This is a genomic window from Roseobacter sp. (genome assembly GCF_045106495.1).
In the GTDB taxonomy this organism is placed as follows: Bacteria; Pseudomonadota; Alphaproteobacteria; order Rhodobacterales; family Rhodobacteraceae; genus Roseobacter.
The window spans coordinates 26,355-42,584 of record NZ_JBGCEQ010000036.1 but is presented as its reverse complement, the minus strand read 5'-3'; the positions used below and the strand labels follow the sequence as shown (position 1 = coordinate 42,584).

The window sequence follows — 16,230 nt, the reverse complement described above, 5'->3', positions numbered from 1 at the left end:
AAGATCGTCGATTGGTACATGGACGGCAAGATCGAGATCGACCCGATGATCACCCACAAACTGACGCTGGACGAGATCAACCACGGCTTCGACCTGATGCACCAGGGAAAGTCCATCCGCGCCGTCGTGGAGTTTTGAGGGCTATGGAGCTGGTCTCGGAAAACAGAAGCTTTGGTGGTCGCCAGAAAGTTTTCAAGCACCCTTCTAATACCTGCGGATGCGAAATGACTTTTGCGGCTTACTTGCCACCGCAGGCGGAAACAGCGCCAGTTCCAGTCTTATGGTATCTCAGCGGGCTGACCTGCACTCATGAAAACGCCATGACCAAGGGTGGATTTCAGGAACATGCATCCGAGCATGGACTGGCAGTCATCTTCCCCGATACGTCGCCACGAGGTGCGGGTGTAAAAGACGATGACGCCTACGATCTGGGGCAAGGTGCCGGTTTCTATCTGAATGCCACGCGCAATCCTTGGAAAACCAACTACAGGATGTATGATTACATCGTTAGCGAATTGCGTTCGATCGTGATTGATAATCTGCCGGTGCAGGACAAACATGGCATTACTGGACATTCGATGGGTGGGCATGGTGCGATTACAATCGCAATCCGGAACGCAGGCCTCTTTGATTCATTGTCGGCTTTCGCGCCAATTTCCAACCCGACCCAATCCGATTGGGGACGCAAACAACTGAGTGCTTATCTGGGTGATGATGAAAGCAGTTGGGCGGAACATGACGCGACGCTTTTGCTGCAGGAACACGGCTGGAAGGGCGACTTGCTGGTAGATCAGGGCGCCGGAGATCAGTTTCTGGACTTGCTGAAGCCCGAAGCTCTTGCAGATGCGATGGCGCGTCGCCGCCAGCCTGGTCAGGTGAGGATACAGGAAGGATACGACCATTCGTACTTCTTCGTGAACAGTTTTGCCCGCGATCACGTGAAATGGCACGCGGCGCGTTTGCATTGATATGAAAATACAAGATCACAGCATGGAAGGCTCCAAATGCTAAAGACGTTTTTAAGTGTAACCTGTTTTGCGTTGGTCCCCGTTTTCGCTTTCGCGGATAGCCACGTTACTGGGGATGCAGAGGCCGGCGAGAAAGTGTTTCGCAAGTGCAAGGCCTGCCACGCCGTAGGTGAGGGCGCAGAAAACAAAGTTGGACCTGCTTTGAATGGTGTCGTGGGTCGTGCCATCGCTTCGGGCGAAGGCTTCGGCTATTCTGATGTCTTGGTGGGGTTGGGGGGCGAAGGGAAAACCTGGACGCCTGAAGAGCTTGACGCCTTTTTGGAAAAGCCGCGGAACTACGCGAAGGGCACCAAGATGTCTTTTGCAGGTCTGCGTAAAGAAGACGACCGCAAAAACGTAATCGCATATCTTGCGTCCTTCTCAGGGGAAGGTTCGTAAGAGCAAAGATTTTCTATGCGGCTGACAGGAGAGACCAGCCGCGCAGAAAAGATCTGATGCCAAGCCCAGAACCGGGCGAGGGTGTCATTTTCGCGGCAATCCTGCCGCATACTAGGGAGGTACTTTGATGAAAAAGCTAACGCTTTTGACGTCCGGAATCGCTCTTTGCGCTGCCAGTATGGCCTATGCAAATGACGATCTCGTGGCACAAATGGACAACGCAAGCCAATGGGCAATCCAAACTGGCGACTACAAAAACCAGCGTTATTCTGAACTCGATACGATCAACGCGGAAAACGTTGGTGATCTTCAGGTGGCCTGGACATTCTCGACCGGAGTTCTTCGCGGGCATGAGGGTTCGCCGCTGGTAATCGGTGACATGATGTATGTACATACACCGTTCCCGAACATCGTTTACGCGCTTGATCTTGCCAATGAGGGTAAGATTGTTTGGAAATACGAACCCAAGCAGGATCCGGATGTCATTCCGGTCATGTGCTGTGACACTGTTAACCGCGGTGTCGCCTATGCGGAAGGCAAGATATTCCTGCATCAGGCGGATACCAAGGTTGTCGCACTGGACGCTGCAACAGGTGACGTGGTCTGGGAAGCCCAGAACGGCGATGCCGCGATTGGCGAAACCAACACTGCAACCGTTCTGCCAGTCAAAGATAAGATCATCGTTGGCATATCTGGTGGTGAGTTTGGCGTGCGTGGCCACACAACGGCTTACGACATCAACACCGGCGAGCAAGTCTGGCGCGCTTATTCCATGGGACCGGACTCCGACATCCTCGTAGATCCGGAAAATACAACGCATCTGGGCAAACCTGTTGGTGTTGATTCAGGTACGAATACCTGGGAAGGCGATCAGTGGATGATCGGCGGCGGTACCACATGGGGTTGGTATTCGGCAGATCTTGACGAGAACCTGTTCTACTATGGCACCGGTAACCCATCGACCTGGAACCCGGCGCAGCGACCTGGCGACAACCGTTGGTCCATGACCGTGATGGCACGGGACATTGATACCGGTGTAGCCAAATGGTTCTACCAGATGACCCCACATGACGAGTGGGATTACGATGGTGTCAACGAAATGATCCTGTCAGAACAGGAAATTGACGGTGCAGAGCGCAAACTTCTGACGCACTTTGACCGCAATGGCTTGGCCTACACCATGGACCGCGTTTCGGGTGAGCTGCTGGTCGCTGAAAAGTTCGACCCAGTTGTGAACTGGACAACCGGTGTGGATATGGATCCGGACAGCGAAACCTATGGGCGTCCGGAAGTTGTGGCTCAATACTCCACCGAGCAGAACGGGGAAGACGTGAACTCCACCGGTATTTGTCCGGCGGCTTTGGGCACCAAGGACCAACAGCCAGCAGCCTACTCGCCGAAAACGGAAATGTTCTATGTGCCGACGAACCATGTTTGCATGGATTATGAGCCCTTCCGTGTGTCATATACTGCTGGTCAACCCTACGTCGGAGCGACGCTGGCCATGTATCCGGCACCTGAAAGCCATGGTGGCATGGGTAACTTCATTGCGTGGGACAACATCGCTGGTGAGATCAAGTGGTCCATTCCTGAGAAGTTCTCTGTCTGGTCCGGTGCTCTCGCCACAGCAGGCGATATCGTCTTCTACGGCACACTGGAAGGCCACTTGAAAGCCGTGCACGCTGATACCGGAGAGGAGCTTTACAGCTTCAAAACGCCCTCTGGCATTATCGGTAACGTCATGACCTACGAATCCGACGGCAAACAGTATGTCGGCATTCTTTCGGGTGTTGGCGGCTGGGCTGGCATCGGTCTTGCGGCTGGTCTGACCAATCCCAACGACGGTTTGGGCGCTGTTGGCGGTTATGCCGCACTCAGCGACTACACCGCGCTCGGGGGTCAACTGACAGTCTTCGCACTGCCAAACTGATCACCTATGTGGTGACTTAAAATGCTGGCGCGACTTTTCGGTCGTGCCAGCAATGTGACACAGGGAGTGAACATGAAAATAGCAGCACGTCTTTTCGCTGTCGGCTTGATCGTCGTGTTTCCGATCGCCGCATCAGCCGACAACGTAACGGTCGCCTATTCGGAGGACGGTCGTTACTTTACAGAAGATGATATACCAACTTTCAACGTCGCCGAAGATGGCACGGTTGATTGGTTGACGTTCTCCGGCTTTCGCCGGTACCACGCCGAATGCCACGTCTGCCATGGACCCGAAGGCGAAGGATCAACATACGCACCCGCATTGAAAACATCAGCCATAGACATGGATTACTATGATTTTGTGGATGTGGTGACCAATGGCCGCAAAAAGGTAGACGCATCGCATAACTCGGTCATGCCTGCCTTTGGCAGCAACCCGAACGTCATGTGCTATCTGGACGATATCTACGTCTACATGAAAGCCCGTGGCACCGAAATTGTCCCACGCGGACGCCCTGCCAAGAAGGAAGCCAAATCAGACATAATCCGTGAGGATGAAGATGCCTGCATGGGCTAATAGAATTTGTGCCCTGCTGTTACCCCTAGTGTTAGGGGTCTCCCTCGCGGGATCCGCAGGTGCACAGACATCAGACCTGGTCTCGAACAGTGCTTTGCGTGTTTGTGCGGATCCCGCGAATTTTCCAATGTCCTCCCGCGACGAAACCGGGTTTGAGAACAAGCTCGCCGAACTGGTTGGATCAAAGTTAGAACTGCCTGTGCAATATACTTGGTACCCTATGGCGACCGGTTTTGTGCGCAATACGCTGAATGCCAAGCAATGCGATGTAATCATGGGTTACGCGCAAGGGCATGAGCTGGTGTTGAACACCAACCATTACTTTACATCGGTCTATACTTTGATCGTATCAAATGACGGCGATTTGGCAGATGTAGAATCGCTTTCGGACCCGGACTTGAAGGGCCGTAAAATTGGTATCATCGCCGGAACACCACCCTCCGCGCATCTTGCGCGCAACGGGCTGATCGGCAAGGCAAAGGCTTACAACCTAGTGGTGGACCGACGTCATGAAAGCCCCGCTGTCGACATGCTCAATGATCTCTCTTCAGGCGAGATCGATGCCGCAATCCTTTGGGGGCCTCTGGGTGGACCTTTGGTGAAAACGGATTTTTCAGATCTCAAGGTCATTCCGTTGATCAAGGAAGAATTGCCACCTAGATTGTTTTACCGCATCACAATGGGCGTGCGTCAAGGCGAGAAGGTTTGGCAACGCAAGCTCAATTCTTTGATCCGGCGAAATCAGGATGAGATCAACGCGCTTCTGGACGACGTTGGTGTTCCGCTGGTGACCGACCTTGGGACCGAAGTCATGGACATTTCCAATTGACCAAAGCTCTGCTAGCGGCGGCGCTTTGCGTTCTCCACACGGCTGGCTGGGCGCAAACTGTTCCCGAACCAGATGACTATCGGATGGACCACTATCGAAACCCGGTACCGGCGACGCTCCAGGGCGCGACGGTGATTGGCGCCGAACAAGCACATGCAATTTGGTCGGACGGCGAGGCTGCGTTTATCGATGTGCTTCCGCAACCGCCCAAGCCTGCGAATTTACCCAAAGGTACAATCTGGCGTGACAAACCGCGCAACTCCATACCGGGTGCAATCTGGTTGCCCAATGTAGGATATGGCGCCATTGCCGATGTGACGGCTGATTATTTCCGCGCTGGACTTGAAAAGATAACGCGCAGTGATCAAACCCATGCAGTCGTGATCTTTTGCCTGGAAGATTGCTGGATGAGTTGGAACGCAGCCAAACGCGCCGTTGAGTGGGGGTACACGTCTGTCTATTGGATGCCTGAGGGCACAGATGGTTGGCAGCTCTGGGACTATCCATTGGAACGGATTGAACCAGAAGAGGGCCAGCCTCAGACCCAGTAAACGGTTGTATCAGAACCCAGGTAGATCTTTATGTGCGTGGCTGATCGTCCCGTCTGTGTCGGTCATTGTGACATCTACCGATTGCGTGCTTTGCGGCACGGCTAAACCCAGACGCGGGTTTTCCGATAGCGAGATCGAGCCGGTCACATCAACGTACCCAGCGCCATCTAGATCAATCTCAACGTTCTCGACATAGCGCATGGGAATGAAAAGCAGCGATATCTGATCCATTTGCATACCGGAGTGGGACGGATGCGAGATATCCACATCCATCTTACTCAACCGCGATGCAAGATTGGCTATTTTTCCGGAGTTTGTGCCCGGCACAGCACCCAGAACATCGATGTTCATGCGCCCGAGCGTGGCCAGCGCAAGCTCTGGGTCTGTTCCGGGCGGCGCTGCGCAGGCTCCGGTGCCCGAGGTTTTCACAAATGTCTCTGACACGAACACCCTGCCATCTGACGTTTCTGCAATCACATGCAACGGGGTCGGGCCGTCGACCCGCATCGTGATGTCAAAGTAGAAACCCGGTTGCGGCTGCTCAAGCTCGAAGACCGCAGAAACCGGCATTGGATTTTCGTCCAGGACGACGGTAACCTTTGCAATCTGCGCGCCGTCTGGGGCTTTGATCTGCGCCGCAAGATCCGTGCGCGCATCATCAGGTGTGCGGTAAGGCGCATCAATGGCAATGACACCGTCACCGTTCAACAGGGTCCGATCCCCGAAAAGCTGTGCTTTCACCGAATCCCAGGCTTCGGTGCTGGACATTGCTGGCAGAGCGGTAATCAGAAGTAATGACGCCGATAGTGCTAGGTGCTTCACACAAGATCTCCCGATAGCTGGACCCCGACACGACGTGGGACCTTATTGGTTCCTGCAAACTGTATCACGAAAATTGTCCTCCGGTCGAAATTCGATGCGAAAAGGCGCATCGGTCCCTCGGTCCGGATAAACGATCACAACTCACTTGGTGCGAATTCCTGCTATTCACGCAAGAATTTCAATGTAGTTTGTTCTCGGTTATGTCCTCGCATCGCTGCGAGAAGGCAATTCTGGTCAGTTGCATAACGCCATTCTTAAAAAATAAGAATCGTGCTTCAACGTGCCGCTGCTAGGCTTGGACAAACAACCCGGCCAAAAGTATCGGTTTACGCCGCACTGGTTTCGGCAGGTAAGTGGGAGGCTCGGCACCAAAGCCGAGCGAGGGAGGATTAGGTGACAAGATTATGCGCGTCGCTGCTGGCGGCGGTTACTTTCTTTGCATCCACAGGTGCTGCTTTCGCGATCGAGGTGAAAGCAGCTGTCTTGCGCGTTGATTATCCAACGCTGCTGCCGATTAGCAGATATGATCTTCCCCCAGACGATCTGGGGTTTGCAGGTGCTGCCTTGGCAGATGAGGACAACGGCACCACAGGTGGTTTCTTGGGCCACACTTATGAAACAGTGACCATTGCCGCGACCCCGGAAGAGGCAGAAGCTGCTTTGACGCAGATCTTGTCCGATGGCATCAAGCTTGTCGTTATCCAGGCGCGCAGGGATGAATTGGAGCTGCTGACCGATCAGGCCGCCGCATCGGATGCATTGGTGTTTAATGCGCGTGCGCCAGACATCGACCTCCGTGATGAGTCCTGTCGGGGAAATTTGCTCCACACGGTCCCGTCAAACGCGATGATGGCAGATGCCGTGGCGCAATTTGCGGTTTGGAAAAAGTGGACGGATTGGTTCTTGATCGCGGGATCCAATCCAAGTGATGTTGCGCTGGCGGAAGCCTATCGGAATTCGGCCCGAAAGTATGGTGCGAAAATCGTAGAGGACCGGTCTTTTGAAGACACGGGTGGATCGCGGCGCACAGACTCAGGGCATGTTCTGGTGCAGCGTCAGTTGCCAACCTTTACCCAGGATGCGGAAGATCATGATGTGGTGATTGCGGCGGACGCCACCGATTACTTCGCGCGCTATCTCAGCTATCACCTCTGGACCCCACGTCCTGTAATGGGTTCTGGCGGATTGGTGCCAACAACCTTTCACGGCGCGCATGAGGCCTACGGTGCGACGCAGTACCAGACCCGGTTTGAGGCTCTGACGGGCAGATATGCAAAACCTGAGGATTACAATGTTTGGTTGGCGTTGCGCGTCATCGGCGAGGCCGTCACCCGTGCGAATACTGCTGAACCACTTGGCGTTCGCAACTACGCGATCTCGGACGCGTTTGAATTGGCTGCCTTCAAGGGGCAGAAAGTGACGTTCCGTAACTGGAATGGCCAGTTGCGCCAGCCGATTTTACTTTACGATGGGACCATAACCGTGAGTGTCAGTCCGCAAGATGGGTTCCTGCACCAAAACTCGTTGTTGGATACAATGGGGCTTGATCGCCCTGAGTCCGGTTGCACGGCATTTGAATAAATGGAGATAGAAATGAAATCGGTAATCCTTGCCTCCTGCTGCGCAGCTCTTTTGGCGGCGCCTGCCTACGCTGGCAAAGCCTTTGTTTCGAATGAACGTGGCAATACGATCACCGTTATTGACACAGAGACCTGGGAAGTAGAAACCGAGTTTTTCGCGGGCAATCGCCCGCGTGGGATTACAGCCAGTCCGGACGGCAGCGTAATCTATGTCTGCGCTTCTGACGACAACCTTGTCCGGGTGTTTGACGCGAAAACCTACGAGGAACTGCCCAGCCTACCTTCCGGTCCCGACCCGGAGCTTTTCATCCTGGAGCCGTCGGGCAAACGCCTTTATATCGCCAACGAAGACGACAATCTGGTCACTGTTACCGATACAGAAACCCGCACGGTTTTGGCCGAGATCCCAGTTGGTGTGGAACCTGAAGGAATGGGCATGAGCCCAGATGCGAAATTTGTGGTCAATACCTCAGAGACCACAAACATGGCGCATTTTATTTCCACAGAAGACTATGAGATCAAATACAATATTCTGGTCGACCAACGGCCGCGCTATGCGCATTACACGGCTGACGGAAAGCGTTTGTTTGTAACGTCTGAAATAGGCGGCACGGTCACCGTGATGGACATTGCAGAAGATGGCGCACCGACCGTCGTGGGCAAAATATCTTTTGAAGTTTCCGGTATTCAACCGGAGTGGCTGCAACCTGTGGGAGCGCGGGTGACCAGTGATGGCAAGCGCCTGTTTGTCGCACTTGGACCGTCTAATCGCGTGGTGGTTGTTGATGCACAAAGCCTGGAAGTGCTTGACTACATTCTTGTGGGTCAACGTGTCTGGCAGCTTGACTTCACACCTGATGAAAAATTTCTGCTTACGACGAATGGTAATTCAAACGACATCACCATCATCGACGTGGCAAAGGAAAAGGCGATCAAATCGATTCAAGTTGGCCAACAGCCCTGGGGCGTGGTGGTGATCGATTGAAACAAGACAAAAGATCATGGGAGTGAGAAAATGAAAAAACTTTTGGCGGCCGCTGCAGTGGCCATATTGAGCAGTCCGGTTGTCGCCGCGCCACTGTGCGACGATTTGGGATTTGCTGGCCTACTGGCAAAATGTAATCGAGGCGAAACCATCAAGGTGTTGCTGGCCTCCGGTCAACCTCTGGGGCGGGATGTGCAATTGCAGTCCGGCGCTTACTACAAGATGGAGATCACCGCCGACGGATCAGCTGAATTGGCGGTAGAAGGAGCGAGTTTTTTCCGGGCCATCTGGATGAATGAGATTGTTATCAACAGCATAGAAATACGCCCTATGGCCATTGATAGCATTGAGTTTGACAAAGCCGGTGTCGCCGAATTGTCGTTTGTTGCCATCAAGCCTGGCAGCCACACCCTGCGCATTCCGGGTTCGACCGGCGATGCTCAATCCATCACAATCTCAATTCAGTAAGCTAAGGAACCATGATAATGAAACATGCAACGGTTTTGGCATTGGTCGCTTTGATTTCAGCTCCAGCCTTCGCGGAAGACGGGCCGGACGCGGCGACTGTGGAAAAGATTGAAGCCACACTGGCAGCGATGGAATGTCAAATGGATTCAGATGACATCGAAGTCGAAGAAGACGGTTATGACCTCGACGACGTTATCTGCAAGGGTGGCAATCAATTCGACATCAAATTGGACAAAGAGTTTAACGAGGTGAGTCGTCGCGCAGAGTAATCACCAGATGTGAGCGAAGTTCAAAACTGGCCCTCGGTGTTGGGCGAGTGAGCGCGGCAGAAACCTCTGTGACATCTTCTGCGGTGTTTGCCCGACAAACTATTGGCTGGAATACGATCGGGGTGAAATCTGCTGCAATTTACTGTGCCGCCTTTATTCGGACGATATCTGGCCCGTTGCAAGAAAAGTAAGTCTCTGGCACTGCCTGATTGGGAAGCCGAAGTTTCGGATCGCTTCGGCGATCTATTTACAGAATTGATGTCATCGGAAACTTGCCGGCTGCCAAAATCGCGAGACCGGTATGTCCGGCTCCTGCGTGCACCGCCATGGTTTCGTGCAAATCGCATGGCACGGTGGCGCAACGAATCTTCCGCGTTATGCGCGCGCCTTGACCTGTGTCGAATGTTGCGCCGCATGCCAGCCCTATGAGCAATGGGATAAGCGATATCCCCACGTCCAGTGGAATTCGCGCTGCCTGTCTGCGACATGGTACAAGAGGTTGTCGCGGTGGGTTTATGGATCAGCGCTGCAAGAAGAGCGACGCATTCAAACAATAGCAACTTAATGCTATGGAATAGAAGGTCCAAGGGATTTCCTAACAGGTCTTTGACGTGGGATATACCCTGGATTAGACGTTGGCACCCGCCCGAATTGACCTCACGGAGGGTTGGGCGCTTTACTCAAAAAAGAAATGCAAACTCATGTCAAAACAATCCCACACAGACAGCACCGTATGGTTATCCGCAGACTCCTGTTCGCTCGAAGATTTCCGGACGCATGTGGAACGCGAAACCTCTGCCGCATCCGTGCCATATGCCGCGGAGATCGTTAAAAACATTCCAATCTACGAGGGCGATGATGTTCGCAGAGCATTCTTGAGTGATGCGCAAACTCACCAATACATGGCGGAATGGAATGATGTTCTGGCGACTGGCGCCGGCATCATGGTCGTGCGCAATACATATACGAACCTTGAATTGATTGATGAAGTTTCAGAGGTCTTGAACCAAATAATTGAACAAGAACGCAAGAGCGGAGACGGTGCGGGCGATCATTTCGCTGCCGCTGGGGCCAATAGCCGCGTTTGGAACGCGCATGAGAAGCTGTGTATGGCGGCTCCAGACTTGTTTGCGCTCTATAATGCCAATTCGATTGTCTCCAAGGTGAGCCAATCCTGGTTGGGGCCGTTTTATCAGATCACGACCCAGGTCAATGTGGTGCGCCCAGGTGGCAAAGCTCAAACGTGCCACCGCGACTACCATATGGGCTTCCAGTCTCCAGAGGTTTTGACTCGCTATCCAGCACGTGTTCACGGCCTTTCTGCTACTCTGACACTACAAGGTGCGATTGCGCATTGCGATATGCCGCTGGAGTCCGGTCCCACTAAGTTGCTGCCTTTTTCACAGACCTATCTTCCGGGCTATCTTGCTGCACAGTTGCCGGAATTCCGCGAATACTTTGAGGCGAACGCGGAGCAGTTGCCGCTGAAAAAGGGGGATACACTCTATTTCAATCCGGCAGTGTTTCACGCGGCGGGTGATAACAATACGAAAGACATCGACCGTATGGCCAATCTGATGCAGGTTGGTTCGAGCTATGGGCGCTCTATTGAAATCGTCGACAGAGCACGCATGAGCAGTGTTTTGTATCCCGTGCTAAAGCAAATGGTGGCCGAAGGTGCGTTGGACCAGAACGAGGTCGCCTGTGTTGTCGCGGCCTGCGCCGAGGGCTACCCATTTCCAGCCAACCTTGATTTGGATTCGCCGCTGAGTGGGATGGCACCTGAAAGCCAACAAGAATTGATGCAACGGGCTTTGGATGGCAATTGGGAGGCAGAAAAATTCGAAAAAGCCCTGTGTGAACAACAACACTGCAAACGGTCACACTGAAGAATAGACCTTGTTCTAAGGCCTAAGCATCGATGATCCTCAATCCTAGACTTCGGTCTACAATAAGCCCTGTTTCAAAATGGGGATTCTTATAATTTCTGTAGCCGCAATGCACCAGTTTGAATGCTAAACTTCTCAACAACGCAAAGACATTCGCGAACTTTTTGTATTGCCAACCAGCCGAAACATTACTCCGCTGGTGCAAACCCGGTAATCAACTGCTTCAAGCCAAATGCGGCTCCAGCGAAAATCGAGATAAAAGCAACCGGGGCGCTATAGGCCAGAACAGAAAAAGCCGAAATGCCTTGGCCGACACTGCACCCGACAGCAAGAATGGCGCCGGGCCCCATGATCGCGGCGCCCAAAATTTGCCGGCGGAGCTCGCGGGGATCCTCGCATGCTTCCCAGCGGAAGTGGCCTTTGGAATAGGACCCAACTGCTGCGCCAACGACGACCCCCAGCACCGAACCAACACTAAAGGAAAGCGCTGTGGCGGAAGCGGTCATGCTGTAGAAAATGGTGTCCCCAATTGGTGCGGCAAATGTGTGCGTTTCAATGGGTTCAGCATCAAAACCAGTTGTTGCAACCCAATAAGTGCCGAGCCAACCAGAAACGACCGCAAGCCCAACAACAATTCCCCAAGCAATATGACGGAAAGATTTGCGCATCTCTGCTTTCGAGAGAGCCAACACAAGGAGTGCGCTGGCAAAGGCGAGACCGGTCACCATAGGCGACACCCCATATAGCTCAAGAAGCTGCGTGAAACCTTGCGGCGATGTTGCATTTTCTTCGACAGGGAAAAGCCAAACACGGGCATGCGCCAGCGGCCCTGACATCACGAAATAGGCAGACAAACCCATTACCAGCACAATCACGAAGGAGCGCAGATCACCACCACCAAGGCGCGCCAATGCGCCGTATCCGCAGTTTCCACTTAAGGCCATCCCGTAGCCAAACAAAAGACCACCAATGACAGTCCCAAACGGGTTCCACACACGCGTCAGATAGGCGGTTTCGACACTTTCAAACAGGCCCGCACCGATTGACACGTGTACACCAAGGATGGCGACGCCGATGGCTATGGCCCACATCCGCAACCGAAGATCATCGGCACCATAAAGAACATCTTCTATCGCACCTAGGGTGCAAAACCTGCCAATCCTTGCGGCTAGGCCAAGTGCGATCCCACCCGTAAATCCGATGAGCGCAACTGTATTCGCGTCTCCGAGTGCTTCCAGCATTTAGTCCTCCCAGCATCAAACGCTGGCGAGGCGTTTGATCAGTCTGTCCTGCAGAACAGGTCGTAGACCACTTCCATGATTTGCTTTGGGCGGTCGTCTGTCAAGCTGTAGTAAATTGCCTTGCCGTCCCGGCGCGGTGTGACAAGCCCCTCCAGACGCAAGCGTGACAACTGCTGGGACACGGCTGCCTGGCGCGCAGATAACAGTTCTTCGAGTTCCGTAACCGACTTTTCGCCCGATGCGAGATGACAAAGGATCATCAACCGACCCTCATGGCTGATCGCTTTCAGGAAGTTGGAGGCGCGCTGTGCATTCTCCATCATCCGTTCCATATCTTCGGCGCACATGTCTTTGTCGAACACAGGAAGCCGGGAAACGTTCTCTTTGGATGTGTCAACTTCAGTTGTCATATCAAGCGTCATATTGAGTTAACTCCCATTTTCCAAGGGGATTTCCGCGCGCTCAAACATCATACCGAGCAGGCCCCAGAAAAAGTCTTCGCCGGGATATCCTTCGATCCGGCCGACCTCTTTATTATCAACAACGAGTACGAATGTCGGAGTAAAATGCACACGCTTGGTAAATTCGACATCTGGTGTGTCGCTGTGCAAGTCATAACGATGCAGGGGCGCCGTGCGTCCTTCAACCGTCTTTGGATAAATGTGCGCGATTTCTTCATTCCACTTGGCGCACCAGTAACAGCCATCTTCTTCTGCCATTAGCAAAAAAGGGTTCGCAACGCCAGCAATGGGCCAGAGTCCCAACATCGAAACAGCCAGTGCTTTTAGCATTGCGGCGGGGTCCTCTCATTGACGTATGCCTTCACTTGATCATAATCTAATTCGTGAATATCTCAAGAGACGAGGCGACCAAGACATGTTCGATGTCACTTTTTTCGGCGCATTGGTTGCGGGTTTGCTGTCTTTTTTGTCACCGTGCATATTGCCGATGGTTCCGTTTTATCTGAGCTACCTTGCCGGTGTGGGGATGAACCAGATCTCGGCGGAGTCCGAGATTTCAACCGCCGTGCGGATACGCGCATTCCTTGCGGCATGCTGCTTTGCACTCGGGGTGATCACGGTGTTTGTCGGGCTTGGCGCAACTGCTACGGTGTTCGGATCTCTCGTTCGTGCGAATTTTGACATTCTGCGCTGGTTCGCCGCCGCCCTAATCATAGTCATGGGACTGCATTTTCTCGGCGTCTTCCGCATTGGTTTTCTCTATCGCCAGTTTCGCGCAGAGACTGGCAATACGTCCAATGTGGGTTTGATCGGCGCTTACGTGATCGGGCTGGCCTTTGCCTTTGGCTGGACCCCTTGTGTGGGTCCGGTCTTGGCAGCCATTCTCTTTACCGCTGCAGGTCAAGAAACTGCGGGGCAGGGAAGTCTGCTCCTATTTACCTACGGTCTGGGCATGACCTTGCCTTTTATTGCAGCGGCCCTGTTCATTGGACCGTTCATGTCCTGGATGGCCCGATTTCGAAAGCACCTGAGTCTCATCGAGAAGCTGATGGGTGCGCTGCTGATCTTGTTCGGTGTGCTCATAGCGACCAATTCAATCAACGTAATTGCCCAATGGATGCTGGACTACATCCCCTGGTTCAGCACCATCGGGTAATCAAAAGGGAGGAAAAAACCATGAAACGAATATTGGCTTTGCTAGCCTACATCCTGTTTGCCTCAAACATGGCCCTTGCAGAAGTTGGTGATGACGGGTTGCACAAAGCGCCTTGGATGCGGGACACATTTAAAGACCTTGGCGAAGACCTTGATGAAGCGACGGCAGAAGACAAGCGCCTTATGGTCCTCGTCGAACAGCGTGGCTGCATATATTGCAAGAAGATGCATGAGGAGGTCTTTGTGATCCCCGAAATTGAGCAATACATTGAAGACAATTATTTTGTTATTCAGATCAATATGTTTGGCGATGTCGAGGTCACTGACTTTGATGGGACGGTGCTGCCGGAAAAGGATATGGTCAAACGTTGGGGCGCGCTCTTCACACCAAGCATCTACTTTTTCCCAGAGGATGTGGATGAGGGGCTGATGGCGACCCAGGCGGCTGTCGCCAACATGCCTGGCGCGTTCGGTCGATGGACAACGCTGAATATGCTCACATGGGTGGTTGAGAAAGGGTATGAAGAAGACGAGCCTTTTCAGAAATACCACGCTCGTAAGTTTGAGGAACAAAACGGCTGAAAATGCTGCGAGCGCGAAACAATCCCATCTATTTTGCCGCAGCTGCGAACAAATTATAAAATTCACGTAGTTGAATTTGTTGTTGCGTCAAATCGCCGGTGTGCATTAGTGTACCGGAAACGACGGACAGGAATCGTTCTCGGGAGGAACCATGAAAAAAGCCATTGGACTCGGTTTGCTTGTTGCACTTGGGGCGGGCGTCGCGTTTGCGGAGGCAGTCAAACCGACGGAAATCGTCTTTGAGGACGGCGCTGTAAGCGTGTCACTCACGGGAAGTCTCGGCGATGCCGAGAACGGTGCCATCTTGATGAATAAAGGATCGGGCAACTGTATCGCATGCCATGCGGTTTCTGCTTTGTCTGATCTTCCTTTCCACGGAGAAGTTGGGCCGTCGCTTGATGGCGCCGCAGACCGCTGGACTGAGGCGGAACTGCGCGGCATTGTGGCGAACGCCAAGATGATGTTCGACGGCACAGTCATGCCCTCGTTTTACAAGGCCGAAGGGTTCATTCGGCTGGGCGACGCCTATACTGGCAAGGCTCACGCGGATGGCGAGGTACAGCCTCTGCTGACTGCCGAAGAAGTCGAGGATTTGGTGGCGTTCCTCATGACACTGAAAGACGGGTGACAGGACAAAATGGAGATATCTATGCAACTGACACGAAGAAAAATGCTTGCCACAGGAGCCAGCACGCTGGTTTTGGCGGGTTTTGCCGGTCTGCCGGCATTTGCTAGTCTGACTGATGACGCGATCGCTGCTCTGACCGGTGGTGCGGATATTGGAGAGGGTGTGATCACTCTGACCGCGCCAGAGATTGCCGAAAATGGTAACACCGTTCCGATCGAAGTGGACGCGCCTGGCGCTGTCGAAATCACGCTTTACGCGGATGGTAACCCGGTTCCCAACGTTGCGACTTTTAAATTCGGACCGTTGAGCGCGTCGCGTAGTGCGTCGACCCGCATTCGACTGGCGACGACCCAGAATGTCGTTGCAGTTGCCAAGATGGAAGATGGTTCTTTTCAAATGGCAAAAGCGAACGTGAAAGTTACTATCGGCGGCTGCGGCGGCTGATTTTAGGATCATTGCTCCAAAACCGCATTGCGGTCAGGGCAAACACATAGGAGAGACATCATGGCATCTGGTGTAAAACCCCGGGTCAAAGTCCCAAAGTCAGCCGCTGCTGGTGAAACGATCACGATCAAGACGTTGATCAGTCACAAGATGGAAAGCGGTCAGCGCAAAGATGATGATGGCAACGTCATTCCACGTTCGATTATCAACCGCTTCACTGCAGACTTTAACGGTCAGAATGTAATCGACGTAACGCTTGAGCCTGCGATCTCAACGAATCCGTATTTCCAATTTGAGGCTGTTGTACCTGAATCCGGCGAGTTCACATTCACATGGTACGACGACGACGGAGACGTCTACGAAACAAGCAAGAAAATCACCGTCTCCTGAGAAGACGCGGATTGGCCAGGGAGG

20 protein-coding genes and 1 pseudogene are annotated in these 16,230 nt (G+C 53.2%); 17 read left to right on the top strand and 4 right to left on the bottom strand.

Annotated elements, in window-relative coordinates; all coding sequences use genetic code 11:
* The 7 genes and pseudogenes from AB8B75_RS18865 to AB8B75_RS18835 form a co-directional block, all read left to right on the top strand.
* A pseudogene (locus AB8B75_RS18865) lies at window positions 1-138 on the top strand (S-(hydroxymethyl)glutathione dehydrogenase); the annotation flags it as partial.
* Window positions 139-143: 5 nt separating this feature from the next.
* Entirely contained in the window at window positions 144-968 is an 825-nt protein-coding gene (gene fghA, locus AB8B75_RS18860; RefSeq protein ID WP_405364367.1) for an S-formylglutathione hydrolase, read from the top strand.
* 36 nt (window positions 969-1,004) lie between these two features.
* Window positions 1,005-1,406, top strand: a complete 402-nt coding sequence (locus AB8B75_RS18855) for a c-type cytochrome (RefSeq protein WP_405364366.1) — start codon at window positions 1,005-1,007, stop codon at window positions 1,404-1,406.
* A gap of 127 nt (window positions 1,407-1,533) precedes the next feature.
* The gene (locus AB8B75_RS18850) at window positions 1,534-3,336 is read left to right on the top strand and encodes a methanol/ethanol family PQQ-dependent dehydrogenase (RefSeq protein ID WP_405364365.1); all 1,803 of its coding nucleotides are present in this window, start codon (window positions 1,534-1,536) and stop codon (window positions 3,334-3,336) included.
* A gap of 72 nt (window positions 3,337-3,408) precedes the next feature.
* Window positions 3,409-3,912 (top strand): c-type cytochrome, methanol metabolism-related, encoded by a 504-nt coding sequence (locus AB8B75_RS18845; RefSeq protein WP_405364369.1) that lies wholly within the window; start codon window positions 3,409-3,411, stop codon window positions 3,910-3,912.
* A complete protein-coding gene (locus AB8B75_RS18840; protein WP_405364364.1) occupies window positions 3,896-4,741 on the top strand; it encodes a substrate-binding domain-containing protein in 846 nt (281 codons plus the stop codon). Before AB8B75_RS18845 ends, AB8B75_RS18840 begins: the two co-directional genes overlap by 17 nt.
* Window positions 4,738-5,292 (top strand): PQQ-dependent catabolism-associated CXXCW motif protein, encoded by a 555-nt coding sequence (locus tag AB8B75_RS18835; protein WP_405364363.1) that lies wholly within the window; start codon window positions 4,738-4,740, stop codon window positions 5,290-5,292. Before AB8B75_RS18840 ends, AB8B75_RS18835 begins: the two co-directional genes overlap by 4 nt.
* 9 nt (window positions 5,293-5,301) lie before the next feature.
* Here AB8B75_RS18835 and AB8B75_RS18830 read toward each other — a convergent pair whose 3' ends face one another.
* Entirely contained in the window at window positions 5,302-6,060 is a 759-nt protein-coding gene (locus tag AB8B75_RS18830; protein ID WP_405364368.1) for a quinoprotein dehydrogenase-associated SoxYZ-like carrier, read from the bottom strand.
* A gap of 447 nt (window positions 6,061-6,507) precedes the next feature.
* Between AB8B75_RS18830 and AB8B75_RS18825 the strand changes: the two genes are divergently transcribed.
* From AB8B75_RS18825 to AB8B75_RS18805, 5 genes are all read left to right on the top strand, one after another.
* On the top strand, window positions 6,508-7,695 hold the full coding sequence (locus AB8B75_RS18825) for an ABC transporter substrate-binding protein (RefSeq protein ID WP_405364362.1): 1,188 nt from the start codon (window positions 6,508-6,510) through the stop codon (window positions 7,693-7,695).
* A 12-nt stretch (window positions 7,696-7,707) separates the two neighbouring features.
* Window positions 7,708-8,679, top strand: coding sequence for a YVTN family beta-propeller repeat protein (locus AB8B75_RS18820; RefSeq protein WP_405364361.1), 972 nt, complete (start codon window positions 7,708-7,710; stop codon window positions 8,677-8,679).
* A 30-nt stretch (window positions 8,680-8,709) separates the two neighbouring features.
* The gene (locus tag AB8B75_RS18815) at window positions 8,710-9,147 is read left to right on the top strand and encodes a hypothetical protein (RefSeq protein WP_405364360.1); all 438 of its coding nucleotides are present in this window, start codon (window positions 8,710-8,712) and stop codon (window positions 9,145-9,147) included.
* 17 nt (window positions 9,148-9,164) lie between these two features.
* Window positions 9,165-9,416, top strand: coding sequence for a PepSY domain-containing protein (locus AB8B75_RS18810; protein WP_405364359.1), 252 nt, complete (start codon window positions 9,165-9,167; stop codon window positions 9,414-9,416).
* Window positions 9,417-10,117: 701 nt separating this feature from the next.
* On the top strand, window positions 10,118-11,305 hold the full coding sequence (locus AB8B75_RS18805; RefSeq protein WP_405364358.1) for a phytanoyl-CoA dioxygenase family protein: 1,188 nt from the start codon (window positions 10,118-10,120) through the stop codon (window positions 11,303-11,305).
* Between the two features lie 188 nt (window positions 11,306-11,493).
* On the opposite strand, the gene AB8B75_RS18800 is transcribed toward AB8B75_RS18805, so the two are convergent.
* The 3 genes from AB8B75_RS18800 to AB8B75_RS18790 are packed head-to-tail and all read right to left on the bottom strand — an operon-like array spanning window position 11,494 to window position 13,337.
* Window positions 11,494-12,546, bottom strand: a complete 1,053-nt coding sequence (locus AB8B75_RS18800) for a YeeE/YedE family protein (RefSeq protein ID WP_405364357.1) — start codon at window positions 12,544-12,546, stop codon at window positions 11,494-11,496.
* A 38-nt stretch (window positions 12,547-12,584) separates the two neighbouring features.
* Complete coding sequence (locus AB8B75_RS18795; protein ID WP_405364356.1) at window positions 12,585-12,956, bottom strand: ArsR/SmtB family transcription factor; 372 nt, start codon at window positions 12,954-12,956, stop codon at window positions 12,585-12,587.
* 18 nt (window positions 12,957-12,974) lie between these two features.
* Window positions 12,975-13,337, bottom strand: coding sequence for a hypothetical protein (locus AB8B75_RS18790; RefSeq protein WP_405364355.1), 363 nt, complete (start codon window positions 13,335-13,337; stop codon window positions 12,975-12,977).
* An 85-nt stretch (window positions 13,338-13,422) separates the two neighbouring features.
* Between AB8B75_RS18790 and AB8B75_RS18785 the strand changes: the two genes are divergently transcribed.
* The 5 genes from AB8B75_RS18785 (at window position 13,423) to soxZ (ending at window position 16,206) form a co-directional block, all read left to right on the top strand.
* Window positions 13,423-14,163, top strand: coding sequence for a cytochrome c biogenesis CcdA family protein (locus tag AB8B75_RS18785; protein ID WP_405364354.1), 741 nt, complete (start codon window positions 13,423-13,425; stop codon window positions 14,161-14,163).
* 20 nt (window positions 14,164-14,183) lie between these two features.
* Window positions 14,184-14,744 (top strand): thioredoxin family protein, encoded by a 561-nt coding sequence (locus tag AB8B75_RS18780; RefSeq protein WP_405364353.1) that lies wholly within the window; start codon window positions 14,184-14,186, stop codon window positions 14,742-14,744.
* Window positions 14,745-14,895: 151 nt separating this feature from the next.
* Complete coding sequence (soxX, locus tag AB8B75_RS18775) at window positions 14,896-15,372, top strand: sulfur oxidation c-type cytochrome SoxX (RefSeq protein ID WP_405364352.1); 477 nt, start codon at window positions 14,896-14,898, stop codon at window positions 15,370-15,372.
* Window positions 15,373-15,393: 21 nt separating this feature from the next.
* Window positions 15,394-15,816, top strand: coding sequence for a thiosulfate oxidation carrier protein SoxY (gene soxY / locus AB8B75_RS18770; protein ID WP_405364351.1), 423 nt, complete (start codon window positions 15,394-15,396; stop codon window positions 15,814-15,816).
* Between the two features lie 60 nt (window positions 15,817-15,876).
* Window positions 15,877-16,206 (top strand): thiosulfate oxidation carrier complex protein SoxZ, encoded by a 330-nt coding sequence (gene soxZ, locus AB8B75_RS18765; protein WP_405364350.1) that lies wholly within the window; start codon window positions 15,877-15,879, stop codon window positions 16,204-16,206.
* Window positions 16,207-16,230: the final 24 nt, after the last annotated feature.